At 72.7% G+C, this 25,564-nt stretch carries 14 protein-coding genes and 1 pseudogene; all 15 read left to right on the top strand.

Annotated features, from left to right (window positions below):
* Positions 1–209 precede the first annotated feature (209 nt).
* The 15 genes and pseudogenes from A6302_RS23945 to A6302_RS01980 all read left to right on the top strand — a co-directional run bounded on the left by A6302_RS23945 (position 210) and on the right by A6302_RS01980 (position 25,363).
* On the top strand, positions 210–3,053 hold the full coding sequence (locus A6302_RS23945) for an SDR family NAD(P)-dependent oxidoreductase (RefSeq protein ID WP_245293871.1): 2,844 nt from the start codon (positions 210–212) through the stop codon (positions 3,051–3,053).
* On the top strand, positions 3,050–4,630 hold the full coding sequence (locus A6302_RS23940) for a condensation domain-containing protein (protein WP_245293865.1): 1,581 nt from the start codon (positions 3,050–3,052) through the stop codon (positions 4,628–4,630). Before A6302_RS23945 ends, A6302_RS23940 begins: the two co-directional genes overlap by 4 nt.
* Positions 4,627–7,455: an amino acid adenylation domain-containing protein gene (locus tag A6302_RS23935; RefSeq protein ID WP_245293864.1), complete on the top strand. Its 2,829-nt coding sequence runs from the start codon at positions 4,627–4,629 to the stop codon at positions 7,453–7,455. Before A6302_RS23940 ends, A6302_RS23935 begins: the two co-directional genes overlap by 4 nt.
* Positions 7,452–8,132: an AMP-binding protein gene (locus A6302_RS23930; RefSeq protein ID WP_245293863.1), complete on the top strand. Its 681-nt coding sequence runs from the start codon at positions 7,452–7,454 to the stop codon at positions 8,130–8,132. Before A6302_RS23935 ends, A6302_RS23930 begins: the two co-directional genes overlap by 4 nt.
* The gene (locus tag A6302_RS23925) at positions 8,129–10,294 is read left to right on the top strand and encodes an amino acid adenylation domain-containing protein (protein WP_245293862.1); all 2,166 of its coding nucleotides are present in this window, start codon (positions 8,129–8,131) and stop codon (positions 10,292–10,294) included. Before A6302_RS23930 ends, A6302_RS23925 begins: the two co-directional genes overlap by 4 nt.
* The gene (locus tag A6302_RS23920) at positions 10,291–12,816 is read left to right on the top strand and encodes a non-ribosomal peptide synthetase (protein WP_342586194.1); all 2,526 of its coding nucleotides are present in this window, start codon (positions 10,291–10,293) and stop codon (positions 12,814–12,816) included. The genes A6302_RS23925 and A6302_RS23920 overlap by 4 nt, the downstream gene beginning before the upstream one ends.
* A 125-nt stretch (positions 12,817–12,941) precedes the next feature.
* Positions 12,942–18,005, top strand: coding sequence for a non-ribosomal peptide synthetase (locus A6302_RS02015; RefSeq protein WP_245293870.1), 5,064 nt, complete (start codon positions 12,942–12,944; stop codon positions 18,003–18,005).
* A 3-nt stretch (positions 18,006–18,008) separates the two neighbouring features.
* Positions 18,009–19,700, top strand: a complete 1,692-nt coding sequence (locus A6302_RS02010; protein ID WP_069305640.1) for a condensation domain-containing protein — start codon at positions 18,009–18,011, stop codon at positions 19,698–19,700.
* Entirely contained in the window at positions 19,697–20,500 is an 804-nt protein-coding gene (locus tag A6302_RS02005) for a thioesterase II family protein (RefSeq protein WP_069305639.1), read from the top strand. Before A6302_RS02010 ends, A6302_RS02005 begins: the two co-directional genes overlap by 4 nt.
* Positions 20,501–20,795: 295 nt before the next feature.
* Positions 20,796–21,416, top strand: a complete 621-nt coding sequence (locus A6302_RS02000; RefSeq protein ID WP_069305638.1) for an IucA/IucC family C-terminal-domain containing protein — start codon at positions 20,796–20,798, stop codon at positions 21,414–21,416.
* Positions 21,417–21,541: 125 nt separating this feature from the next.
* On the top strand, positions 21,542–22,489 hold the full coding sequence (locus A6302_RS01995; RefSeq protein ID WP_069305637.1) for an iron-siderophore ABC transporter substrate-binding protein: 948 nt from the start codon (positions 21,542–21,544) through the stop codon (positions 22,487–22,489).
* Positions 22,486–23,534: pseudogene (locus tag A6302_RS01990) on the top strand (FecCD family ABC transporter permease). Before A6302_RS01995 ends, A6302_RS01990 begins: the two are co-directional and overlap by 4 nt.
* Positions 23,531–24,229, top strand: coding sequence for a FecCD family ABC transporter permease (locus tag A6302_RS01985; RefSeq protein ID WP_342586193.1), 699 nt, complete (start codon positions 23,531–23,533; stop codon positions 24,227–24,229). Before A6302_RS01990 ends, A6302_RS01985 begins: the two are co-directional and overlap by 4 nt.
* The gene (locus A6302_RS25520; protein WP_342586192.1) at positions 24,229–24,516 is read left to right on the top strand and encodes an iron chelate uptake ABC transporter family permease subunit; all 288 of its coding nucleotides are present in this window, start codon (positions 24,229–24,231) and stop codon (positions 24,514–24,516) included. The genes A6302_RS01985 and A6302_RS25520 overlap by 1 nt, the downstream gene beginning before the upstream one ends.
* On the top strand, positions 24,503–25,363 hold the full coding sequence (locus A6302_RS01980; RefSeq protein WP_083255418.1) for an ABC transporter ATP-binding protein: 861 nt from the start codon (positions 24,503–24,505) through the stop codon (positions 25,361–25,363). The genes A6302_RS25520 and A6302_RS01980 overlap by 14 nt, the downstream gene beginning before the upstream one ends.
* Positions 25,364–25,564: the final 201 nt, after the last annotated feature.

Genomic DNA, 25,564 nt, shown 5'->3' with positions numbered 1-25,564 from the left:
GCCGCCCTTGCCGAGGCGCCGAAGCGCTCGCCGCGCGGCTGGACCGGCCGGACGCACCGGCGCTTGCCGATGTGGCCTTCACCCTTCGCGCGGGCCGCACCGCCTTCGCCCGCCGCCGCTGCGTGGTTGCCACGAGCCGGGAGGACGCGGTCGCCCGGCTGCGCGCGCCGCAGACATTCTCCGCGGGACAGGCCGGACCGCCCGAGCCGGTGCTGCTCTTTTCCGGACAGGGCAGCCAGTATTCGGCCATGGGCGCGCGGCTTCACCCCGAAATTCCCGCCTTCCGGGCGGCCTTCGACGCCTGCGCCGACCGCTTCTCCGACCGTCTCGGCACGGACCTGCGCCGGCTCATTCTCGACGGTGGTGACATCGACGACACCGCGCGCGCCCAGCCCGCGCTGTTCACGCTCGACTACGCCCTCGGCCGGCTCTGGCTGGACGCGGGCCTTGTCCCGCGCGCGCTCCACGGCCACAGCATCGGCGAATATGTCGCCGCCTGCCTCGCCGGCGTCTTCGATCTCGACACCGCCGTCGCCCTCGTCGCCGAACGCGCCCGGCTGATGCAGACCGCCCCGCCCGGCGCCATGCTGGCGGTGATGCACGCCGGCGAGGACATCGGCCGCTGGCTGGACGGCGACATCGTCCATGCCGCCGCCAACGCGCCCGGCCTCGACGTCCTCGCCGGCCCGGGCCCCGCGATCGACGCGCTTCAGGGCCGGCTCAAGGCGGCCGGGATCGCCAGCCGCCGGCTCAAGGTCTCCCACGCCTTCCACTCGCCGATGATGGCCGAGGCGGCCGCGGCGTTCCGCCCGATGGTGGCGAAGGCAGACCTGCGGGCGCCCGCCCTTCCCGTGATCTCCAACGTCACCGGCAGCTGGCTTTCGGCCGGCGAGGCGACCGATCCCGAATACTGGATCCGCCATCTTCTCGGCACCGTCCGCTTCGGCGACGGCACCGCCACACTTGACCGCCTCGCCCGCCCGGTCTTCCTCGAGGCCGGCCCCGGCGAGGCACTCGCGACCCTCGTCCGCCACCAGATCGGCGGAGAAGCCACCGTCCTTCCCGGCCTCGCCGAGACCGCACGCGACACGGAAACGACCCGGCTCCTCGCCGCCGCCGGCCATCTTTGGCAGGCGGGCGCCGCGCTCGATCTGTCCGTCCTAGCCCCGTCCGGCGGGCACCGCGTGCCGCTGCCGACCTACCCGTTCCAGCGCCGCCGCCACTGGATCACGGCGCCTGCCCCCGACCGCGCGGCCCCGCCCGTCGCTGACGACAGCGCCGTCCTCCGCCGCACCGACTGGCGCCGCGCGCCGCAGCCGGGTCATCCGGCGCAGACCATGCGCAGCCGCTGGCTGGTGTTCGACGACGGCAAGCTCGGCACCCCTCTCAGCCACGCCATCGAGCGCGCCGGCGAGGACGCCTACCGCGTGGTTCCCGGCGCGGCCTTCGCCGAACCCGATTACCGCGGCTTCACCGTCCGCCCCGGCGTCGTCGCCGACCATGGCGCGCTGCTCGATGCGCTCGGCGAACGCGGCGCCAACCCCGACCACATCGTCTTCCTGTGGTCCGGCGCCCTCGCCGCCACGTCGAACGACTTCGCCGCGGCCAGGGCGCTGCGGGCGCTGGTCGAGGCGCTCGCCGCAGATCCGCACCCGGTCCGGCTCACCGTCGTCACCCGCGGCGCCCGCGACGTCACCGGCACCGAAACGCTGGACCCGGCATCGTCAGCGCTCGCAGGTCTCCTCCAGGTCGCCGGGCAGGAGCATCCCTTCCTCGGCTGCCGCCACATCGACCTCGATCCGGATGCGAGCGAATCCCCCGCCGCACTTTCCGACCGCCTGCGTCAGGAGCTTGCCGCCGGCGACGCCGTGGTGGCGATCCGCGGCCGGCACCGCTGGCTGCCGGCGCTGGTGTCCATCGCGCCTGCCGTGCCGTCGAAAGACCGGCGCCTGAAACCGGGCGGCGTCCATGTCCTCGTCGGCGATCTCGCCGCCGGCCTCGGCCGCATCTGGGTTGACGGACTCGCGAGGCTGCCCGGCGTGCGGCTCGTGCTTCTCCGGCAGGAGGGCACCGCGTCGCTGCAGGTCCCCGCCGGGATCGAGGCCCTCGACCTCCGGATCGACTGCACCGACGCGGAGGCGGTCGGTCGCGCCCTTGACGAGGTCGTCGGCCGTTTCGGCCGGATCGACGGCCTGTTTCTCAGCCTGCCGCTGATCATCGAGGCCTCCGTGGCGCCGGTCTCGCTGATCGGCGACGACCACTGGGCCCACGTCCACCGCACCAAGATCGCGCCGCTCCACGCGCTGGCGCGGGCCGCCAGCGGCCGGCGGATCGGCTTTGCCTGCGTGCAGTCCTCGCTGTCGACGGAGGTCGGCGGCCTCGGCCTCGGCGCCTATGCCGCCGCCTATCACGCGGTCGACACGCTGACGACCGCCCTCGACCGGTCCGGCGACACCCGCTGGTTCGCCATCTGCTACGCGGTCGCCGACGAGACCACCGCCGCCGGAGGCCGCCGCGCCGCTGCCAATCCCTATGCGCTGCCCACCGCCGAGACCTTCGAGGCGACCCGTCGCATCCTGGAGGCCGGGCTGTCCGGCCGCACCGTCCTCGCCCGCGGCGATCTGGCCGCTGCAGCCCTGCGCGCCGAGCCGGTTCGCACCGAGACGACGGCCGCGGCCGGCGGCCACCGGCGACCGGACCTTGCCGCGCCCTTCCTCGCACCGCGCGGCGAGGTGGAGGAGACGGTCGCCGCGATTTTCCGCCGCCTGCTCGGCCTCGATGCCGTGGGGGCCAACGACGGCTTCTTCGAACTCGGCGGTCACTCGCTGATGGCGGTGCGCGCGGTGGCCGAGCTGCGCAAGGCCTTCCCGGTCGAGATCGAGATGCGCGACCTGCTGTTCGACAACCCGACCGTCGCCGGCATCGCTGCCGCGATCGCCGCCCGCCTGCCGCAGGACGACGATCTGGCGGCCATGGCCGCGCTGCTCGACGAGGTCGAAGGCCTCTCCGACGACGAACTCAACGACCTCATGCCGGGAGCGACGGCGCCGTGAACGAATTCTACCGCAAGCTCGCCACCCTCTCGCCCGAGCGCCGGGCGCTGTTCGAGCAGAAGCTCGCCGATCGGGGCCTGTCCGACAACGGGCCCGGCGCACGGAGCCGGACGGCGATCCGGCCGCGTCCGCCGGGTCTCACCGACCTGCCGCTGTCCTCTGCCCAGCGGCGGCTCTGGTTCATCCAACGGCTCGATCCGGATAGCACCGCCTACAACATGACGACCGTGCTGCGCCTCGGCGGCCCGCTCGACAGGGCGGCGCTCGGCCGCGCGGTCGAGGCACTGGTCCGCCGCCACGAACCGCTGCGGACGCGTTTCAAGCCCGGCGACCACGGCGAGCCGCGCCAGGTGATCGATCCGGCGGGACCGATCCCGATCGACATCGACGATCTCTCCGCCTCAAGCGATCCCGAGACCGAGGCGAGGCTGCGGATCGAGGATCTCGCCGCCACGCCCTTCGACCTTGCCGGCCCGCCGCTGCGGGTCCGGCTGATCCGCCTTGGCGCGGACCGCCACCTGCTCGCCTTCGGCCTCCACCACATTTCCGGCGACCGCTGGTCGATGACCGTGTTCGTGCGCGATCTTGCCGAGCTCTACGCCGCTGCCGTTGCCGACCGCGACCCGGTGCTGGCCGACCTGCCGGTTCAATATGCAGACTGGGCGCTGTGGCAGGCCGAGGATCTGGCCGGCGACCGGCTCGCCGACCAGCTCGGCTACTGGACGGAGCGCCTCACCGGCCCGCTGCCGGTGCTCGACCTGCCGTTCGACCGCCCGCGCGGCGCCGTCGCCGGCCACGGCGGCGGCCGCCATCCCGTCGCCCTCGACCGCGATCTGGCACTGCGGCTGCGCGAACTTGCCCGCCGGCGCGGCGTCAGCCTGTTCACGCTGCTGCTTGCCGGCTTCAAGACGCTGCTCCACCTCGTCACCGACAGCGACGACATCGTCGTCGGCAGCGAGGTCGCCAACCGCGACCGGCCGGAGACGCAGGGCATGGTCGGCCCGCTGGTCAACACGCTGGTGCTGCGCAGCGATCTGGCCGGCGACCCGGATTTCGGCGCCCTGCTGACGCGCGTCGACGAGACGGTGCGCGGCGGCCTTGCCCGTCAGGACGTGCCCTTCGAGCGGATCGTCGAAGCCCTCAACCCCGAACGGCGCCTGGGCGAGATGACACCGCTGTTCCAGGCGAAATTCGACCTCCAGCACACCGTGTTCGCGGCGACCGCGCCCGGCGACCTCAGCCTAGAGCGCTATCCCTTCGAGGAACGCGCGGCGAAATACGAGCTGCGCTTCAACCTCGAGGACAGCGGCGAGGACATCGCCGGCCGCATCGAATACGCCAGCGACCTGTTCGACGCGCCGACCATCGCCCGGCTGGCGTGCTGGTACGAACGGCTGCTCGGCCAGATCGTCGCCGATCCGGCCCGCCGGCTCTCCACCCTCGCGCTGCTGTCGCCGGACGAGACCCGCGCGGCGATCGCCGCTGCAGCCGGCCCTGCCCTCGCGATGCCGGACGCCGCGACGATCCATGACCTGGTCGCGGCGCAGGCCGCCCGCATCCCGCAGCGCCCGCCGTGACCGATGGCCGGACGACCCTCACCTACGCCGACCTGATGGCGGCCGCCGACCGGATCGCCGCCGCGCTCGCCCCTCGCATCACCGGCCCGGACTGCCGCGTCGGCATCGCCATGCGCCGCCGGCCCGGCCTCGTTTCCGCCCTGCTCGGCATCCTCAAGGCCGGCGCCGCCTATGTGCCGCTCGATCCGGATTATCCGGCGGACCGCCTCGATTTCATCACCCATGACGCCGGCCTCGACGTGGTGATCGCCGACGACGGCCGCCTGCCCTTCGCCTCCACGCGCCCGCTCGACGTGATCGATCCGGAGCATCTGCCGCCGCCCTCGAGCGCGCCGCTCCGGCAGGCCGGCCCCGACGATCTCGCCTATGTCATCTACACCTCCGGCTCGACTGGGCGGCCGAAGGGTGTCGTTATCGCGCACCGCAACGCGCTCGCCCGCCTCGCCTGGGCACGGGACACCTATTCCGCCGCCGACCTCTCCGGCGTGCTGGCCTCCACCTCGATCTGCTTCGATCTCTCGGTGTTCGAGATCTTCGCGCCGCTCGGCCACGGCGGCCGGGTGGTGATCGCCGACACCCTGCTGGCCCTGCCGCGCCTGCCGGTAGCGGCCGGCGTCACGCTGGTCAACACCGTGCCGAGCCTGCTGCGCGAGCTGCTGCGCCATCACGACCTCCCGGCCAGTGTGACGACGGTGAACCTTGCCGGCGAACCGCTGCCGCCGGCGCTGCTGGAGGCCCTGCGCGCCGACCCGCGCGGCCTGCGGATCTTCAACCTCTACGGCCCCTCCGAGGACACGACCTATTCCACCGGCGCCGCGCTCCACGATCTGCCCGCAGAAAGCGGCCCGGTTCCCATCGGCCACCCCTTGCCCGGCACCCGCGCCCTCGTGCGCGACCGCGCCGGCCGCCTGCGCCCGGACGGCCTTGCCGGGGAGCTGCACCTTGGCGGCGCCGGCCTTGCGCGCGGCTATCTCGGCCGCCCCGAGGACACCGAGGCCCGCTTCCGGCCCGATCCCTTCGCGGCCGCGTCCGGCGAACGGCTCTACCGCACCGGCGACCGGGTGCGCCGCCGCGCCGATGGCGGGCTCGATTTCCTCGGCCGCCTCGACCATCAGGTGAAGCTGCGCGGCTTCCGCATCGAGACCGGCGAGATCGAGCACCATCTCGAAGCCCTGCCGGACGTCGCCGAGGCCGTCGTCACCGTCTCAGGCGCGCCCGGCGATCCGGACCGCCGCCTCGTCGCCCATGTGGCGGCCAAAGCCGGCGCCTCGCTGGAGGCCGCCGGGCTCCGCGCCGCCCTTGCCGCCTTGCTGCCGGCCCATCTGGTGCCGGACCGCTGGTGCCTGCTCGCCACCCTGCCGCATCTGCCGAACGGCAAGATCGACCGCGCTGCCCTCCCGGCGGTGGAGGCCGCAGAGGCAAGCGGAGTACGCGTCGCGCCGCGCGACGCCGCCGAGTCGCGTCTGGCCGCGATCTGGTCCGAGGTGCTCGGCGTGGCCGACATCGGCGTCGAGGACGGCTTCTTCGATCTCGGCGGCCATTCGCTGCTGGCGATCCGCATCATCGCCCGGATCGAGGAGAGCTTCGGGGTCGACCTGCCGCTGAAGGCGCTGTTCCGCAGCCCGACCGTCGCCGGCCTTGCCCGCGAGATTGCCGCCGCGTCCCGGCGGGAGGATGACGCCCGCCCGCAGATCGTGCCGGACCCGGCGGGGCGGCATGCGCCCTTCCCGCTCACCGACATCCAGCATGCCTACTGGCTCGGCCGCAGCAGCGTCTTCGAGCTCGGCAGCGTCGGCGCCCACGCCTATCGCGAGTTCGACGTCACCGGCCTTGACCCAGACATGGCCGAGGCCGCGATCCTCCGCCTGATCGCGCGCCACGAGATGCTGAGCGCCGTGGTCACGCCCGAAGGAGAGCAGCGCGTATTGCCGGAGACGCCGGACTGGCGCCTGCCCGTCGCCGACCTGCGCGATGTTGCCGACGCCGACCGCCAGCTTGCGGAGATCCGCGCCCGGCTGTCCCACCACGTCTTCTCGCCGGACCGCTGGCCGCTGTTCCACGTCGAGGCGGCGCGTCTCGACGGCGGCCGGCTGCGGCTGTTCGTCAGTTTCGACGTGCTGATCGGCGACGCCTGGTCGTTCCGCCTGCTCGCCCGCGAGTTCGCTGACCTCGTCGCCGGCCGCGACCTGCCGCCGCTCGCCTTGTCCTTCCGTGACTGCGTGCTGGCCGAGAAGGCCGCCAAGCAAGGCCTCGGCTTTGCCCGCGCGCTGGACCACTGGCAGGCACGGCTGGACGACCTTCCGCCGGCGCCCGACCTGCCGATGGTCCGCACGCCCGCGCAGCTTGCCGAAATCTGCTTCCGGCGCCGCTCCGTCAGCTTGCCGCGGGAGGACTGGCGCGCCTTCCGCAGCCACGCGGCTTCGGCCGGCCTGACGCCGACCGCCGCGGTGCTTGCCGTCTTCGCCGAAGTGCTCGCGCGCTGGAGCCGCCGGCCGGCGTTCACGCTCAATCTCACCCTGTTCAACCGCCCGCCGCTGCACCCCGAGATCGGCGGCGTGGTCGGCGACTTCACCTCCTCCATGCTGCTCGGCGTCGACATGTCCGGCGTGGAGGCCTTCGTGGACCGGGCGAAGCGGCTGCAGGACCGGCTCTGGGACGACCTCGACCACCGCGCGGTCGGCGGCATCCGGGTGCTGCGCGATCTGGCGCGGCGGCAGAACCGGCCGGTCGCCGGCCTGATGCCCGTCGTCTTCACCAGCACCCTCAACCAGACCGCGCCGCAGGCGACCGACCGTCCCTTCGCGTCCGCCTCGTCGACAGCGTGAGCCAGACGCCGCAGGTGACGCTCGACCATCAGGCGAGCGAGATCGACGGCGCCCTCGTCTGCAACTGGGACGCGGTCGAGGACCTGTTCCCGGCGGGCCTGCTCGACGACATGTTCGCCGCCTATGCCGACCTGCTCACCCGGCTCGCCCGCAAGACCTCGGCCTGGGATATGCGCGTGGACCTCGTCGGCGACGGGCCCTGCGCGGCGATGAACCGGGACGCGGTGCTGGCGCTCGACGGCGCGGACGGCCGGCTCCACGACGGTATCTTCCATGTGGCCGACGCCGCGCCGGATCGCCCCGCCGTCTTCGGCGGCGGACTTGAGCTGACTTTCGGCGATCTCGCCGGCCGCGCGCGCGCGCTCGCCGCCCGGCTGCAGGCCCTCGGGGCCCGGCCGAACGACCTCGTGGCGATCTCGCTGGAAAAAGGCCCGGCGCAGGTCGTCGCCGCCCTCGGCGTCATGGCCTCCGGCGCCGCCTACGTGCCGATCGATCCGGACCTGCCGCGCGCGCGCCGCGACGAACTGATGGCCGACACCGGCGCCCGCCTTCTCGTCTGCGCGGACGAAGGAGACAACGAGAATTGGCCGGCCGACGTGATCCGGGTCGCCGTTCCGGCGTGCGCGGGCGAACTGCCGGCGCCCGTCGCAACCCGTGCTACCGATCTTGCTACGTGATCTTCACCTCCGGCTCCACCGGCCGGCCGAAGGGCGTGATGATCGACCATCGCGGCGCCCTCAACACCATCGCCGACATCAACCGCCGCTTCGGCGTCGGCGCGGACGACCGGGTGTTCGCCCTCTCGTCGCTGAGCTTCGATCTCTCGGTCTACGACCTGTTCGGCCCGCTCGCCTCCGGCGGCGCCGTGGTGGTGCCGACCGCAGAGGAGGCCCGCAACACCGCCCGCTGGCGCGATCTTCTCGTCCGCCACCGCGTCACCGTCTGGAACTCGGTGCCGGCGCTCGCCCAGCTTCTCGCCGCCGAGATGGACGGCGGCGGCGCGGCCCCGCCGCTGCGGCTGGTGATGATGAGCGGCGACTGGATCCCGCTCGCCTTGCCGGCCGCCCTGCGCCGGCATCTGGCGGGCGCGCAGATCGTCAGCCTCGGCGGGGCGACCGAGGCCTCGATCTGGTCGATTTTCCATCCGGCCGAGGACGTCGGTCCGGACTGGACCAGCGTGCCCTACGGCCGGCCGCTCGCCAACCAGACCTGGCATGTGCTCGACGACGCGATGCGGCCCTGCCCGCCGTGGGTGACCGGCCGCCTGTTCATCGGCGGCACCGGCGTTGCGCGCGGCTACTGGAACCGCCCGGCGCTGACCGCCGAACGCTTCGTGCCCGACCCCTTCGCCACTCCCGAGGCCGCAGCGGCCGGCGCAAGCCTGCTCTACGACACCGGCGACCTTGGCCGGGTCCGTGACGGCGTGCTCGAATTCCTCGGCCGCGCCGACTTCCAGATGAAGATCAACGGCTTCCGGATCGAGCCCGGCGAGATCGAGGCGGCATTGACCGGGCATCCGGCCATCGCCGAGGCCGTCGTCGTGGCGACAGGAACGCCGCCCGCGCTGGCGGCCTATGTGGTTCCGCGTTTGCCGGCAGGCACCGAGAGCGGCCGCCTCGCGGTGAAGGCGCGGCGCGCGGCCGGCGGTGCGGCGCAGGCCGATGCGGCAGACGACGCCGCGGCGATCGCCCTGCCCGGCGGTACTGTCGACCCCGCACCGATGCTCGCCCGGCAGAGCCACCGCCGATTCAAGGCCGAGCCCGTGTCCCTCGACCGGCTCGGCGCGCTGCTGGCGACCCTGTGCGGCATCGCCGTCGACGGCGCGCCCCTGCCGAAACACCGCTACCCCTCGGCCGGCAGCCTCTATCCGCTGGAGGCGATCGTCCTCGTCGGCCGGGAGACCGTGGCGGGACTCGCCGCTGGCGCCTATCGCCATGATGCCCCCCGCCATCGGCTCTTGCCGCTCGCCACGTCCGCGTCGGGACAATGGATCGAGGCCTTCGGCAGCAGCGCCGATCTTGCCGGCACGGCCCCCTTCACCATCGTCCTCGTCGCCGACACCGCGCCGGTCACCGCGCTCTACGATGACCGGGCGCGGGACTTCTGCCTGCTGGAGGCTGGCTACGCCGGCCAGTTGCTGATGACCGAGGCCCCCGCGCTCGACCTCGGCCTCTGCCCCCTCGGCGGCTTCGATGCCGCGGCGCTTGCCGCCGGCCTCGGGCTCGGCGAGGAACGCCTGCCGGTGCATGCGCTGGCCGGCGGCGCCATCGAGCCCGGCTGGAGCGCGATCTGGCGGAGCGGCACGGCCGGCGGCGACAGCCTGCCGGAGGCGCTTGCGACCTTCCTCGCCGGGCGGCTTCCGGCCCACATGGTCCCGCGCGACATCGTCGTTCTGGAGCGCCTGCCGCTGTCGTCCAACGGCAAGGTTGACCGCAAGGCGCTGCCCGAGCCCGGCCCCGGCCGGCAGCGGGTGGTCGCCCCGGCCAATGCCGTCGAAACCCAGGTGCTCGGCCTCTGGCACGAGTTGCTCGGCGACCACGCCCTCGGCGTCGAGGACAATTTCTTCGCGGCCGGCGGCAATTCGCTGACCGCGATGCGCCTCCTCACCCGCCTGCAGCAGACCTTCGGCATCGAACTCTCCATCGCCGGGATCTTCGGCGCGCTCACCCCCCGCGCGCAGGCGGCGCTGGTGGAGACGGCCAGGGCCGCCGGGCAGCCGACACGAGCCGAGGCAATCCCTGTCGCAGCAGGACCGGCGGCGACCGACGCCCTCGCCGAGGACGAGGTCGACACCCTGCTCGCCCGCCTTCTGGCCGAACGAGAGGAGACCCTGTCGTGACCACGACGGACATTTCGGCCCTGACGGCCGAGGAAAAGCGCGCCCTGCTCGCCCGGCTGCTGGCCGAGACGCCGAAGACCGGCGCCAGCGCCCGGCCGCGGAGCTTTCCCCTGAGCTTTGCGCAGGAGCGGCTGTGGTTCGTCGACCGGCTGGAGCCGGAAAGCCGGGTCTATACGATCCCGATGGCGATGCGGCTCAAGGGCCGTCTCGACGCGGCGCGGCTGGCCCGCGGCCTCGACGCGGTGGTCGCCCGCCACGAGAGCCTGCGCACGCGCTTCGTGACCCGGGACGGCGTGCCGGCGCAGGTGATCGATCCGCCGCGGTCCCTCGGCCTGCGCCGCGAGACCGTCGCCAACGCGCAGGCACTCGCCGCCCGCCTTGCGGCGCTGGTCGACCAGCCCTTCGACCTCGAACAGGGGCCGCTGCTGCGCGCCGCCCTGCTGGCAGCCGGGCCGGAGGACCATGTGCTGGCCGTCGTCGTCCACCACATCGCCGCCGACTATGCCTCCCTGGGCATTCTCCTGCGCGAGATCGTCCGCCTCCAGGCCGACGAGGCCGCGCCGCTGCCGCCGCTGCAGATCCAGTATCCGGACTATGCCGCCTGGCAGCGCGGCCGGACCGCCGATCTCGATGCCGAACTCGATTACTGGCGCCGCGAACTGGCAGACGCGCCCGACCTCCTGCCGCTGCCGACGGATCTTGCCCGGCCGGCCGTGCAGAGCTTCGAGGGCGCCCGCCACGCCTTTGCCCTCGACCGCGATCTTGCCGCCGCCATCGGCCGGCTCGCCCGCGCCGCCGGCGCCACGCCCTTCATGGTTCTGCTCGCCGCCTTCCAGATCCTGCTGCACCGGCTTTCGGGCGCCGATGACATCTGCGTCGGCTCGACCGTCTCCAACCGCGACCGCGCCGAGCTGCGCGACGTGGTCGGCCTGTTCGTCAACAATCTCGTCTTCCGCACCCGCTTTCGCGACGACGACAGCTTCGAGCGCGTGCTCGGCCGGGTCCGCGACACGGCCGTCGCCGCCTTCGCCCATCAGCAGGTGCCGTTCGAGCGGGTGGTCGACGCGCTCGAAGTGCCGCGCACGCTGAGCCACAATGCCCTGTTCCAGGCGATGTTCGTGCTGCATGGCGCCGAGCCCGCCGCAGGGCGCTTGCCCGGCCTCGACATCGCGCCGGTGAGCTTCGGCAACCGCGCCGCCCGCTTCGACATCGCCCTCGACATGTACGAGGGCGAGCATCTGACCGGCGTGTTCGAATACCGCACCGATCTCTTCCACGCCGGCACCATCGACCGCCTCGCCCGCCGCTTCGTGGCGCTGCTCACGCAGCTGACGGCAATGCCGCAGGCGCCGCTCGGCCGCCTCGATCTCAGGCTCGACGACGAGCGCGCCGCAGACGCGCGCCGCAACGACACCGCGCGTGCCCTGCCGGATGAGGACATCGCGACCCTGATCGAGGCGCGTGCCGCCGCCCGCGGCGAGGCGGTCGCCGTCGTCTTCGAGGACGAGGCGACGAGCTATGCCGATCTCGACGCGCGGGCGAACCGTCTGGCCGCCCATCTTGCCCGGCATCTGCCGCAGCGCGGCGGCCAGCCGCGGATCGCCGTCTGCCTGCCGCGCGGCACCGACCTCGTCGTCGCGCTGCTGGCGGTGCTGAAGCTCGGCGCCGCCTATATCCCGCTCGACCCGGCCCATCCCCCGGCGCGGCTCGTCGCCTCGGTCGAGGACGGCAACGCGGCGCTGATGCTGGTGAGGGACGTAGCAGGCACCGTGCCGGCGCTCGCGCTCGATCCGCCCTGCCCGCTGATCGATCTTGCCGCCGAAGCGGAGGACATCGCGGCGCTGGACCCGGTTCGGCCCGCACGCCACGTCGGCCCGGACGATCTTGCCTATGCCATCTTCACCTCCGGCTCCACGGGCCGGCCGAAGGGGGTGCCGGTCACCCGGCGCGCGCTGCTCAACCTGCTCGTCAGCATGGCCGAGGCGCCGGGCATGAGCGAGGACGACGTGCTGGTCGCCGTCACGACGCCTGCCTTCGACATCGCCGCGCTGGAACTGCTGCTGCCGCTGCTCGTCGGCGGCAAGCTGGTGATCGCCGGGCCGCATGTGGTCTATGACGACGCGGAACTCGCCCGCCTGCTCGGCGCGCGCGGCGCGACGATGATGCAGGCGACGCCCTCCACCTGGCGGCTGCTGGCCGACGGCGGCTGGCGCGCGCCAACCGGTTTCCGCATGCTCTGCGGCGGCGAGGCGCTGGACCCGGCGCTTGCCCGGCGGCTGCTCGCGGGCCGCGGCGAACTCTGGAATCTCTACGGCCCGACCGAGACCACCATCTGGTCGGCGGCGATCCGGATCCGGCCCGAAGATGCGGATGGCGCCGCCGTGCCGATCGGGATGCCGATCACCAACACCGAGCTTCACGTCCTCGACCGCCACCTCCAGCCGGTGCCGCCCGGCGTCGTCGGCGAACTCTTCATCGGCGCCTCGGCCTCAGCCCCGGCTATCTCGGCCGGCCGGACCTGACGGCGGCGGCCTTCCTGCCCGATCCCTTCGCGGCAGACCGCTCCGCCCGCCTCTACAGGACCGGCGACGCGGCGCGCCGGCTTGCCGACGGCAGCCTCGTCTATCTCGGCCGCCTCGACTTCCAGGTGAAGCTGCGCGGCTTCCGCATCGAGCTCTCCGACATCGAGGCCGCACTCTCGGACGCGCCCGGCATTGCCCAGGCGGTGGTGGTGCTGCACCGGGAGGACGCGGCGGACGACGGCGACCTCGTCGCCTATTGCCGTCCCGCCGTGGCCGGCGCGCCGCTGGAGGTGGCGGACCTGCGCGGCTTCCTCGCCGGCCGCCTGCCCGCCTACATGATCCCGTCGATCTTCGTGGCCGTCGAGACCTTCGCGCTCAACGCCAACGGCAAGATCGATCGCAAGCGCCTGCCGGCCGTCACGCGGGAGAGTGCGCCGGACGCGGGTTTCACCCCGCCGCGCACCGCCACCGAAGCGCTGGTCGCCGATCTCTGGGCCGAGATCCTCGACATGCCGAGGGTCTCGCGCGACGGGCATTTCTTCGACCTCGGCGGCCATTCCCTGCTCGCCGCGCGGATGACCGGCCGGCTGACGCCGATCTTCGGCGCCGCCCCGCCGCTGCGCTGCCTGTTCGAAAGGCCGCGGCTTGCCGATTTCTGCGCGGAGCTCGACCGGATCGCCGCGCCGGATGCCCGCTCGGTGGCGATCCCGCGGCTTGGCGCAAATGCGGAGCCCCTTCTCTCCTTTGCCCAGCAGCGGCAGTGGGCGCTTGCCCGTCTCGAACCGGAAAATCCCTTCTACAACATGCCCGTGGCCGTGCGCCTGACCGGCACGCCGGACCTTCCTCGTCTCGCAATCGCCTTCGAACATCTCGCCGACCGTCACGAGATGCTGCGCAGCCGCTATCCCGACGCGGGCGGAAAACCGTCCGTGGACGTCCTGCCGCGCCTGTCCGTGTCGCTAGGCGTCCGCGCCGTTCCGGCCGAGGAGCTGGAGGCGGCGCTGCTCGCCGAGGCGCGCCGGCCGTTCGACCTCGCCGCAGGACCGCTGTTCCGGGTGGCGGTGTTTTCGCCCGCCCCCGGCGCGCATGTCCTCCTGCTCGTGCTCCATCACATCATCGCCGACGCCCTGTCGATGACGATCCTCCTGCGCGATCTGGCCCGTATCTGCCGGGATCTCGACGACGGCCGGCCGATCGCCCTGCCGCCGCTGCCGCTGCGCTATGCCGACTTTGCCGCCTGGCAGCGGACGCTGGCCACCGCGCCGCAGATCGCCTGGTGGCGGCAGGAACTTGCCGGCGCGCCGGCACTGCTCGACCTGCCGACCGATTTTCCCCGCCCGGCGCTCCAGGGCTTTGCCGGCGACAGCCTGCGCCTGCGCCTCGACGAGGCGACCACGGAGCGGCTGAAGGCGCTCGCGACCCGGGCCGGGGCGACGCCGTTCATGGCCGTGCTCGCCGTGTTCGCGATCCTGCTCGGGCGCTATGCGGCCAGCGACGACGTGGTGGTCGGCACGCCGGTCGCCCAGCGCCCGCACGCCGATCTCGAAGGCGTCGTCGGCATGTTCGTCAATACCCTCGCCTTCCGCCTGCGCCGCCGGCCGGACGACAGTTTCGCGCAGCTTCTCGCCCGCACCCGCGCCACCGTGCTCGACGGCTTCGCCAATCAGGAGGCACCCTTCGAGGCCGTGGTCGATGCCCTCGACCTGCCGCGAAGCTGGAGCCACACGCCGCTGTTCCAGGCAATGTTCGTCTGGCAGGCCGACGAGCGGCGCCCGGTCGCGCGGCCCGCCGGCTTCGGCTTCGAGCCGCTGCCCCTGCCCGATCACACGGCGAAGACCGACATCGCCCTCCATGTCCGCGATGCCCGCGAGGGTCTCGTCTGCCGGATCGAATACCGCACCGACCTGTTCACCCGCGACACCATCGCGGCGATGGCCGACGCCTTTGCCACCCTCTTGAAGGCGGTGGTTGCCGAACCGGAGCGGCCGCTCCGCGAACTGTCGATGGTCTCGGCGGCCGAGCGCCGGCAGCTGCGCGCCTTCGATGCCGCTGGAATCGCCGCATCCCGCTCCGACGCGACGCTGCACGGCCGCGTCCTCGCCGCGCTCGCCGCAGCACCGGACGCCATTGCCGTCAGCCACCGGACGATGCGCCTCACCGCCGGCGGCCTTCTCGATCGCTCCGCCCGCCTTGCGCGGCATCTTGGGGCAATGGGCATCGGGCGCGGCGACCGGGTCGGCATCGCCCTGCCGCGTGGGACCGATCTGGTCGTCGCGCTGCTGGCCGTGCTCCGGCGCGGCGCCGCCTATGTGCCGCTCGATCCGCGCTATCCGGCCGACCGCATCGCCTTCGTCGCCGAGGACGCGGACCTGTCGCTGCTGCTGGCGGATGGCGCGGCATCATCGGGCGGAACCGTGCCGTCGCTCGACGTCCCGGACGTCCTTGCCGCCGACGAGACGCCGGACATGGCCGCAGGGCCCGCCGACGACGCCGGCGTCGGGCCTGACGATCTCGCCTATCTCATCTACACCTCCGGCTCCACCGGACGGCCGAAGGGCGTCGCCATCGAGCATCGCAATGCAGTTGCCTTCCTCGACTGGTGCCGCACGGCCTTCCGCCCCGTGGAGATGGCCGGCGTGCTCGCCTCCACCTCGATCTGCTTCGACCTCTCCGTGTTCGAGATCTTCGCGACGCTCGCCGCCGGCGGCGAGATCCTGATGGTCGACGACCTGTTCAACCTTGCGGACGCGCCGTTCGCGGACCGCGTCACCCTCGTCAACACCGTGCCGACGCCGATGGCCGAACTGCTGCGGCTCGGCGCTCTTCCCGAGAGGGCGAAGACGGTGTGTCTCGCCGGCGAACCGCTGCCGCCTGCGCTCGCCGCGCGCCTGCACGCAAGCGGCAGCGTGACGCGGCTGGTGAATCTCTACGGGCCGTCCGAGGACACCACCTATTCGACGATCTGCGAGGTGCCGCCGGATGCCGCGACGATCGGCATCGGCGTGCCGATCGCCGGCACCCGCGCCCACGTGCTGGACGAGGCGATGCTGGAAGTGCCGGTCGGCATGCCGGGCGAGCTGTTTCTCGGCGGTGACGGCGTCGCCCGCGGCTACTGGCGCCGGCCGGACCTCACCGCCGAGCGCTTCCTGCCCGACCCGTATGCACCCGCCGGCACGCGGTCCCTGCTCTACCGCACCGGCGACCGCGTCCGGCGGCGCGCCGACGGCAGTCTCGACTATCTCGGCCGCATCGACCGGCAGATGAAGATCCGCGGCTTCCGCATCGAGCCCGGCGAGGTCGAGGCGGCGCTGTGCCGGCGGCCCGGCGTCTCCGGCGCCGTGGTCGATCTCTGGCGCGATCCGGCCGGCCATGCCCGCCTTGCCGCCTGGATCGAGGGCGATCCGGCCCCGGATGTCGGCCACCTGCTCCAAGACCTGCGCACGGAACTGCCCGACCATCTCGTGCCGACGCTGGCCGTCACGCTGCCGGCCCTGCCGCGCCTGCCGAACGGCAAGCTCGACCGCAAGGCCCTGCCCGACCCGACATCCGGCGGCGAACGCGTCACACCGGTCGCTGCGCCGATTTCGCCCACGGGGCAGGAGCTTGCCGGGATCTGGCGCCGGCTGCTCGGTCGCGACGACATCGGTCCGGATGACGATTTCTTCTCCCTCGGCGGCGATTCGATCCTCGCGATCCAGGTCGTTGCCGAGGCCCGCCGCGCCGGCATGATCGTGCAGCCCCGCGACCTGTTCCAGCACCCGGCGCTCGGCGCGCTTGCCGCCGCCATCGAAGGCCGCGCGCCCATCGTCGCCCCGGACGCGTCAGGCGCGGGCGACATGATGCTGTCGCCGATCCAGCGCTGGTTCCTCGATCGCGACATGCCGGCGCCGGCGCACTGGAACCAGGCGGTGATGCTGACGCCGCGCGAACGGATCGACCCCGCCGCCCTGCGCGCCGCCCTGACCGCGCTCGCGGCCCGTCACCCGGCGCTGCGCGCGCGCTTCCGGCGCGGCGACGAAGGCTGGGTCCAGCATATCGCGCCGCCGGAGGAAACGCCGGGATTCCGCCATCTGCAGGTCAGGAACGCCGCGGACCAGGCGATGACCGAGGCCGCACGCGCCTTGCAGTCGAGCTTCGATCTCGGCGACGGGCCGGTGTTCGGCGCGCTGCTCGCCGATCTCGACGACGGCGGCCAGCGATTGATGCTTGCCGCCCACCACCTCGTCGTCGACGGCATTTCCTGGCGGATCCTGCTTTCCGACCTGCAACAGCTCTGCGCGGCGCCGGCCGACCTGCCCCCGCCGGCAGGTTCCACCAGTCTCGGCGCCTTCACCCGGCGCCTTGCCGCCTGCAATCTCTTTGACGCGGAGCTTCCGTACTGGGAGGAGATCGCCCGCGCCGAGCCACCGCCGCTCCCGCGCGACGGCGACGGCCCGAACACGGTCGCGCTGTCCGCCACGCTGACCCGCAGCTTCGACGCGGATCTGACCCGGCGCCTCACGCGCGAGGTGCCGCAGCGCTTTCCGGCCGAGGTGCAGCATCTGCTGGTCGCCGCCCTCGTCCTCGCCCTGCGCGACGGCTGCGGGGCGAGCGGCTGCCGCGCCGAATTCGAAAGCCATGGCCGGCCGGATCTCTTCCCCGGTGTCGATCTGTCGGAGAGCGTCGGCTGGTTCACGGCCCTCTATCCGCTGCTCCTGAAGGCGGACAGGGACGCATCCGACGGCGCCGTTCTCCTCGCGGTCAAGGACGCCATGCGCCGGGTTCCACATCACGGCGTCGGCTACGGCGTGCTGCGGCATCTGCGCGGCCTCCTGCCCGCGCCCGAGGACCGGCCCGTCGACCTGCGCTTCAACTATCTCGGCCAGACCGACGCCCTCTTCGGGGAAGGCGCGCTTTTTGCCCCGGCCGGCGAGTCCGCCGGGCCGATGCAGGCCGGGATCAACCCCCGCGATTCGGTGTTCGAGGTCGATGCCCTCGTGGCCGGCGGTCGGCTGCACCTGCGCTGGACCTACGGCACGGCGCTGCATCGCCCCGAGACCGTCGCCGCACTCGTCGACCATTTCGCCGCCCGGCTCGCGGGCCTCGTCGATCACTGCCTGACAACGGACGAGCCCGGACTGACCCCCGCCGATTTCCCCGAGATGGACTTCGGGCAGGACGACCTCGACGCCCTGCTCCGGAGCCTGTGAAGGATGACCGTGACCGTTTCCGCACCGCCCCTGTCCCCCGCCGCGCCGGCCGACCGCCGCGCCGCGATCGACAACATCTACCCCCTGTCGCCGATGCAGGAGGGCCTGCTGTTCCACACCCTGGCCGCACCCGAGGCGGGGCTCTACCAGCCCCAGTTCGTGCTGCGGCTCGAAGGCCCGCTCGATCCCACGGCGCTGGAGCGGGCCTGGCGCGCCGCGCTCGCCCGCCACGGGGTGCTGCGCAGCTCGCTCCACTGGGAGGAGCGCGACCGGCCGTTCCAGGTGGTCCATCGCGACGTGGCCCTGACGCTCGTCCGACTCGACTGGCGCGACGCGGGCGAGACCGAACAGGCCGCGCGGCACGCCGCGCTGCTCGCGGGCAACCGTGCCGCGCCCTTCGACCTGCGCCGGCCGCCGCTGCTGCGCCTGCATCTCGCGGATCTCGGCGACGGGCGCCACGACCTCGTCGTCTGCCACCATCATGCGATCCTCGACGGCTGGTCGGTCGGCCTGCTGCTTGCCGACGTCTTCGCGCTCTATCGCCACGATCTCGGCCTTGGCGCCAGCCCGCCCCCGCCGCCGCGCCCCTATGCCGACTATGTCGGCTGGCTCAAGCGTCAGGACCGCGCGGCAGCGACCGCCTTCTGGACCCGCCGCCTGAACGGCCTTTCCATCCCGGTCCGCCTGCTGCCGGAGGCCCGCGACGAGGCCGGCTTCGACAGCCGGACCTGGAGCGCGCCGCCGTCGCTCGCCGCCGCCCTCGAGCGGCTGCGCCAGACCTTCGGCCTCACGCTCGCGACGGTGCTGGAAGGCACATTGGCACTTCTGATTGCCGAACGGACCGGGGCGGACGACGTCGTCTTCGGCGCGACCAGCGCCGGCCGTCCCGCCGACCTCGACGGGGCGACCGCGATGGTCGGCCTGTTCATCGGCACGCTGCCGGTGCGGATCGGCCTCGACCGGGCCCAGTTCATCCGCCACTGGCTGGCGGCAATCCAGGCTCGGCGGGCGGAGGCGGACGCCCATGCCCATCTGCCGCTGCGCGAGATCGAGGCGGGCCACGGCCGGCTGTTCGACTGCCTGCTGATCGTCGAGAGCTTCCCGGTGCCCGCGGGCCTTGCCGAGGGCCTGCCGCTGCGGATCGCGGGCGTGTCGGTCGACGAGCGGACCCACTATCCGCTGACCGTGACGGCGAGCGGACAGGGCGCGGACCTGCGCGTCACCTTCCGGCACATGCGCGCGGGCGTTCCACCGGAGACGATCGACGCCCTCGTTGCCGGCTTTGCACGGCTGCTGGCGGCGATGGCCGCCGCCCCGGAGGCGATGCTCGGCACCCTCGTCGCCGCGCCTCGGGCAACACCGGCAATCCCGCCTGCCTCTCCACCCCCCTCCGCACTTGCGGCCCCCGTGCCGCGCCGGGCGGCCACCACGCCGACCGAGCGGCTCGTGGCCGCCGCCATCGCCGAGGTGCTGAAGCGGCCCGAGCCCTTTGCCACCGATCATTTCTTCGATCTCGGCGGCCACTCGCTGCTCGCCGCCCGGGTGGTGAGCCGCCTGCGCCGCGACCTTGTCATCGACCTGCCGGTGAAGACCCTGTTCGACCGGCCGGTTCTGGCCGACCTCGCCGCCCATATCGACAGCCTGCGCGAGGCCGCGCGCCGCCTCCCCGAGGGACACCGGGAGATCGAGATATGACACCGGCAACGCCTGTTCCTGCCCGATCGCCGGCCCCGGCCGCTGGCCGGACGCCGCTGCTGATCTGCCTGCCGCCGGCCGGCGCCGGACCCAGCCTGTTCTTTCCCTGGACGCGCCGGCACCCGGGCCGGGTCGAGATCCTGCCCGTCTCCCTGCCCGGCCGCGAAGCGCGGATCGGCGAGCCGCTGGCCGAAAGTCTTGAGGCTCTCGCCGACGGGCTCGCGGCGGATCTGGCCCTCCGGCTCGCGGTCCATCCCGCCCAGCCCTACGCCCTGTTCGGCTATTCGATGGGCGCGGTGCTCGGCTACGAGATCGGCCGCCGCCTTGCCCGGATGGGTCTGCCGAAGCCGGAGATGCTCTTCCTCCTCGGCTGCAATCCGCCGGACAGCCTCGCCGCCGGGCACGATCCGCTGCATCTGATGGACAGCGCTGCCTTCTGGGAAACGCTGGTGGACCTCGGCGGCACGCCGCGCGAACTGTTGGCCGATCCGGAGGCGCTGCAGCTGTTCGAGCCCTCGGTGCGCAACGATTTCCGTCTCTGCGAGACCTACCGGCCCGATATGGACGCGCCGCCGCTCGGCTGGCCGGCGCATGCCTTCTTCGCCGATGGCGACCGGTTCGCCGATGCCGCTCTCGCCCCCGGCTGGACCCGGTTTCTCGGCGGTCCCCTCACGCAGCACACCCTGTCCGGCAACCACATGCTCGGCCGGGCGGAATTTGCCGCGCTGCTGGACAGGCTGCTGGCGCTGTGGCCTGATCGGGGCATCGCGCGCAACGAGAGGACCGGCACGGGCGGATGACATCGGACGCGGACAAGACGACGGGCGAAGATGGAGCAGGTCTTTCGCTGGACGCAGCGCTGGCGGCGCTCGCGAAGGCGTTTCCCGACGTGCGGATCGATCGCGGACCGCTGGACGACGGTTTTTCGCCGGCGGCCGACCTCTTTTCGGACGACGGCTGGCTGGATGACCTCCTCGCCTACCACGGCTCCTTTGCGCGCAACGTCGATGCCAGAAGCCGCGCCGCCTTCCTGATGTCGGACCACGCCTATCTGGTCTCGACTGGCGCCGTGCCGCTGCTGGTCGCGCCGGGATCGTGCCCGATCTCTCGCTCGGCGCCGTGGGGCTGCGGTTCCATCGCCACGAGGTGGAGCGCGACGGACGCGTCTTCGCCGAGCGCCGCGCGGACCTGCGGTTCCTCGAACCGCGATCGGGGCAGGGCCTTGCCGAACCTTTCGACGGGGCAGACACGGGCAGCCGCCGCGCGCACCGGCTCACCCGCTTCCGCCAGACCCTCGAGGACCACATGGCCCCGGTCATCGCCCGGCTGCACGCCCGGACGGGGCTTGCCCGCAGCGCGCTGTGGCGTCTCGTGGGCGATGCCTTTGCCGCGCGCTTCCTCGAAGCAGGCCGGCATTTCGGCCGGCTCGACGCGGCGAAGGCCGACGCCCTTGCCGTGCTGAAACATCCGGGTTCGCCGCTCGCCAACGGCCAGCTTCATTTCTTCGACATCACCATCCACGACGACGCCGAGCCGGACCGCGTGCTCGCCGCCTCCACCTTCCGCTCGCGCGGCGGCTGCTGCCGCTTCTACCTGACCGAGGGCGGCGCGCTCTGCACCACCTGCGTGCTGCAGGATCCCGCGACCCGCGACGCCACGATCCGCGCGGCGATGCGCCGCCGGCTCGGCCTGCCGCAGGGGGCTTCGGCCGCCTGACACGCGCGCGGTCGCCGCCACGAACGGCAATCGCGCGTTGTGCGTCCCTCGCCTTGTTATCGGTCAGCGCCTCCGCTAATGAAACATGAATTGCAGAGTCATGTTTAAGCGACAACGAGGTCGGCATGCGTCTTCTCATTCTCGCGCTTCTGGCGCTCGTCGCGGCCTCGCCGGCGGCGGCCGCCTGCGATGGCCGGCTGCTGGAGAGCCCGAATGTGGCCAACACGCCGCTGTGCATTCCCGCCGACCCGCAACGGATCGTCGTGCTCGACACCTATTTCAACCTCGGCATGGGCCTGGAACTCGGCGCCGCCATCGTCGGCGCCCCGCTGTTCGGCATGTCCGATTCGGGCCTCGAGAAGCTTGCCGCCGAACGGTCGGTCGCCGACATCGGCCATTCCGGCCAGCCAAGTCTCGAACGGATCATCTCGCTGAAGCCGGATCTCATTCTCGGCGACGCCTTCATGCACGGCCGGGCCTACGAGACCGCGGCGAAGATCGCCCCGACCGCCCTCGTCAACGTGCAGGACTGGCGCGCCTACTACGCGACGATCGCCGATCTCACCGGGCGCAAGGGCGTGGCCGACGCGGCCTTTGCCGCCTACGAGGCGCGCGTTGCCGCGATCCGGGCAAGGATGCCGGACGTGAAGGTCTCGGTCGTGCGCATCATCCCCGGCGGCTTCCAGGTCTACCTCGACGGTCCCGGCTCCTACGGCCCCTTCTCGGTGCTGCGCGAGGCCGGCGTGAAACGCACCGCCTACGAGACCTCGACCGAGGCAACCGTGCTGAAGCGGCCCGACTGGGAGGGACTGTCCGCCCTCGACGGCGACATCCTGCTCTACATCGTCGGCGGCGGCCACGACACCGACCCGAGCGGCCGGCTGGAGCGCGAGACGCTCGCCAATCCGCTGTGGCAGATGCTGCCGGCGGTGCAGGCCGGCCGGGCCCATGAGCTCGATCCGGTGACCTGGATGGAATTCAGCGGTCTCGGCTCGGCCAACCGCGTCCTCGACGACGTCGAGCGCCTCATCCTCGCCGCGCCCGACGCCGCGCCCACTCCTGCCGCGCCATGAGCGGACGTCGGACCGCAGCGGCCGTGGGCCGGACGCCCCGCGCGGGACGCCGCGACGCGGGCCTGCTCGCCGGCCTTGCCCTGCTGCTGGCCGTCGTGCTGACGACCGCCGTCTGGGCGATGGCGATCGGCACGACGCCGATCCCGGCCGGCGTGGTGGTGGACGCGATCCTCGCCTTCGACGGCTCGCGCGATCACGTGGTCGTCCTCTGGGTGCGCCTGCCGCGGGTGCTGGCCGGCCTGATCGTCGGCGCGGCGCTGGCCGTGGCCGGTGCGATCATGCAGGCGGCGACCGACAATCCCCTCGCCTCGCCGGGCCTGCTCGGCATCAATGCCGGCGCCGCCTTTGCCGTGGTGATGTCGATCCTCCTCCTCGGCGCCGATTCCAGCTCGGTCCACGCCTGGTTCGCCTTTGCCGGCGCGGCGGCCGCCTCGGTCGCGGTCTATGCCGCCGCCTCGATCGGCCCGGGCGGCGCGACGCCGCTGAAGCTGGCGCTGGCCGGCGCCGTGCTCGGCGCCTTCCTGACGGCGCTGACCACCTCCGTGCTGATCTTCGACCAGGGCGCGCTCGACCAGATCCGCCTCTGGTCGGCCGGCACGCTCGACGGCCGCCCCCTGACGAGTTCGGCCGCCATCGCGCCCTATGCGTTGGCGGGGCTTGCCGCCGCCGTCCTCTTCCGACGCCAGATCATGACCCTCAGCCTCGGCGGCGACGTCGCCCGCTCGGTCGGCCAGAATCCGGTGCTGTGGCGGGCGATCGCCGCGTCGTCGTCGTGCTGCTGGCCGGCAGCGCCGTGGCGCTCGCCGGACCGATCGGCTTCGTCGGCCTCGTCGTGCCCCACGCCTGTCGCATGCTGGTCGGCGTCGACTACCGCTGGGTCATTCCCTTCAGCGCCGGCGGCGGCGCGCTGCTGGTGGTCGGCGCCGACGCGCTCGCCCGACACTTCCTCCCCGACGTCAACCTGCCGGTCGGCGTCACCATGGCGCTCGTCGGCGCGCCCTTCTTCATCTGGCTCGCGCGCCGCCGGATCGGAGGCGCCAGGTGATCCGCCTCCTTCTCGTCCTCGCCGCCTCGATCGCCCTGCTTGCCGTCGTCGGCCTCGTTCACGGTGACTATCCGGTGCCGCTCGGCGAGGTGCTCGGGGCGCTCGCCGGCGATCCGGCGGTGCCGGCCCAGGTGTCGCTGATCGTCACCGAACTCCGGCTGCCGCGCCTCGTGCTCGCGGTCCTCGTCGGCCTTGCCCTCGGCGTGGCCGGCACGCTGTCGCAGGCGGTGATGCGCAATCCGCTCGCCGAGCCGGGCCTGCTCGGCATCAACGCCGGCGCGGGCCTTGCCGCCATGGTCGTCCTGGTCGGCGTGAAGGGCGTCTCCGACACGTGGCTGCCGGCGGCGAGCTTTGTCGGCGCAGCAGTGATGGCGCTTGCCATCATGCTGCTCTCCTGGCGCGGCGGCACCTCGTCGATCCGCATCATCCTCATCGGCATCGGCCTCTCCTCGCTCGGCGGCGCAGCCACCTCCTTCCTCACCGCCTTCGGCGATGTGCGCGACGTGCAGCGCGCCATGGTCTGGCTCGCCGGCAGCGTCTACGACGGCACATGGTCGAAGGTGGAGGCGCTGCTGCTCTGGTCCGTGCCCTGCTACGTGTTCGTGTGGATGTCCGCGCGCGAACTCGACACCATCGGCTTTGGCGACGACACCGCCCGCAGCCTCGGCCAGCGCTCAACCTCGTGCGCTGCCTGATGATCCTGATGTGCACGCTGCTGTCGGCCGCCGCCGTCGCGGCCGCCGGCCTGATCGGCTTCGTCGGCCTCGTCGCCCCGCATCTTGCCCGCCGCATGGTCGGCCGTCGCCACGGCCGGCTACTGCCCGTCGCCGCGCTGACCGGCGGGCTGCTGGTGCTCACCGCCGATCTCGTCGGCCGCACGGTCATCGCCCCGGCGGAACTCCCCGCCGGCCTGATGACCGCGCTGATCGGCGCCCCCTTCTTCGCCTTCCTGCTGTGGGAACGCCGCCATGCCCCTGCCTGACGTTGCCACCCGCGCGCCGGCCACGCGCCTTGTTGCTGCGGATACAACCCTTGCCGCAGACGGCGTCTCGATCGGCTACGGCCGCAGCACCATCGTCGGCGATCTTGCGCTCGCCGTGCCGCGCGGCCGCTTCACCGTGCTGGTCGGCCCGAACGGCAGCGGCAAGTCGACGATCCTGCGCACGCTGGCCGGCCTGATGTCGCCGCGCGCCGGCACGGTGCTGCTCGACGGCAACGCGATTGCCAGCCTGCCCTCGCGCGAGCTCGCCCGCCGCATCGGCGTGTTGTCCCAGGGGCCGCGCCCGCCGGAAGGGCTGACGGTGGAGGATCTGGTGCAGCAGGGCCGCTATCCGCACCGCAGCCTGTTCGGCCGCTGGTCGGAGGCCGACGAGACCGCCTGCGCCGAGGCCCTGCGCCTCACCGGCACCGACAGCCTGCGCGACCGGCCGCTCGACAGCCTCTCCGGCGGCCAGCGCCAGCGCGCCTGGATCGCCATGACGCTGGCCCAGCAGACCGACGTGCTGCTCCTCGACGAGCCCACCACCTTCCTCGACCTCGCCCACCAGCTGGAAGTGCTCGACCTCGTCGCCGACCTCGTCGCCGAGCGCGGCAAGACCGCCGTCGCCGTGCTGCACGACCTCAACCAGGCCGCCCGCTACGCCGACCATATGGTGCTGCTGAAGGCCGGCCGCGTGGTTGCCGAGGGTCCGCCCGCGGAAGTGATCACGGCGGCGGCGGTCGCCGACGTGTTCGGCGTTGCGTCCAGCATCGTCGCCGACCCGGAGACCGGCACGCCGATGTGCGTGCCGGTGGCAAGGCGCGGGCGGCGGGGTGAGCGCGGGGTGTAGGGGGGGCGCAGAATGGGGTGGGGATCGCGACAGCACGACAGGGATCTTGTTCAGCGCTGATCGATCGTTCTTCCCACTGCCTTTCCTTCGTCATTCCCGCGAAAGCGGGAACCCAGCGCTCGGCAAAGGAAGAGTTCGGCAAACAAAAACAAAAGCGATCGCTGCAATGCCCGTTGCCACACCAACGTTACGCAAGCGGAG

Source organism: Methylobrevis pamukkalensis (genome assembly GCF_001720135.1).
Lineage (GTDB): Bacteria > Pseudomonadota > Alphaproteobacteria > Rhizobiales > Pleomorphomonadaceae > Methylobrevis > Methylobrevis pamukkalensis.
This window is presented reverse-complemented; position numbering and strand designations above follow the sequence as displayed.

Bases quoted from the DNA above. Each gene is read 5' to 3' on its own strand.
- A6302_RS02010 (WP_069305640.1), top strand. From the start codon at position 18,009: ATGACCGTGACCGTTTCCGCACCGCCCCTGTCCCCCGCCGCGCCGGCC.
- A6302_RS02005 (WP_069305639.1), top strand. From the start codon at position 19,697: ATGACACCGGCAACGCCTGTTCCTGCCCGATCGCCGGCCCCGGCCGCT.
- A6302_RS01995 (WP_069305637.1), top strand. From the start codon at position 21,542: ATGCGTCTTCTCATTCTCGCGCTTCTGGCGCTCGTCGCGGCCTCGCCG.
- A6302_RS25520 (WP_342586192.1), top strand. From the start codon at position 24,229: ATGATCCTGATGTGCACGCTGCTGTCGGCCGCCGCCGTCGCGGCCGCC.
- A6302_RS01980 (WP_083255418.1), top strand. From the start codon at position 24,503: ATGCCCCTGCCTGACGTTGCCACCCGCGCGCCGGCCACGCGCCTTGTT.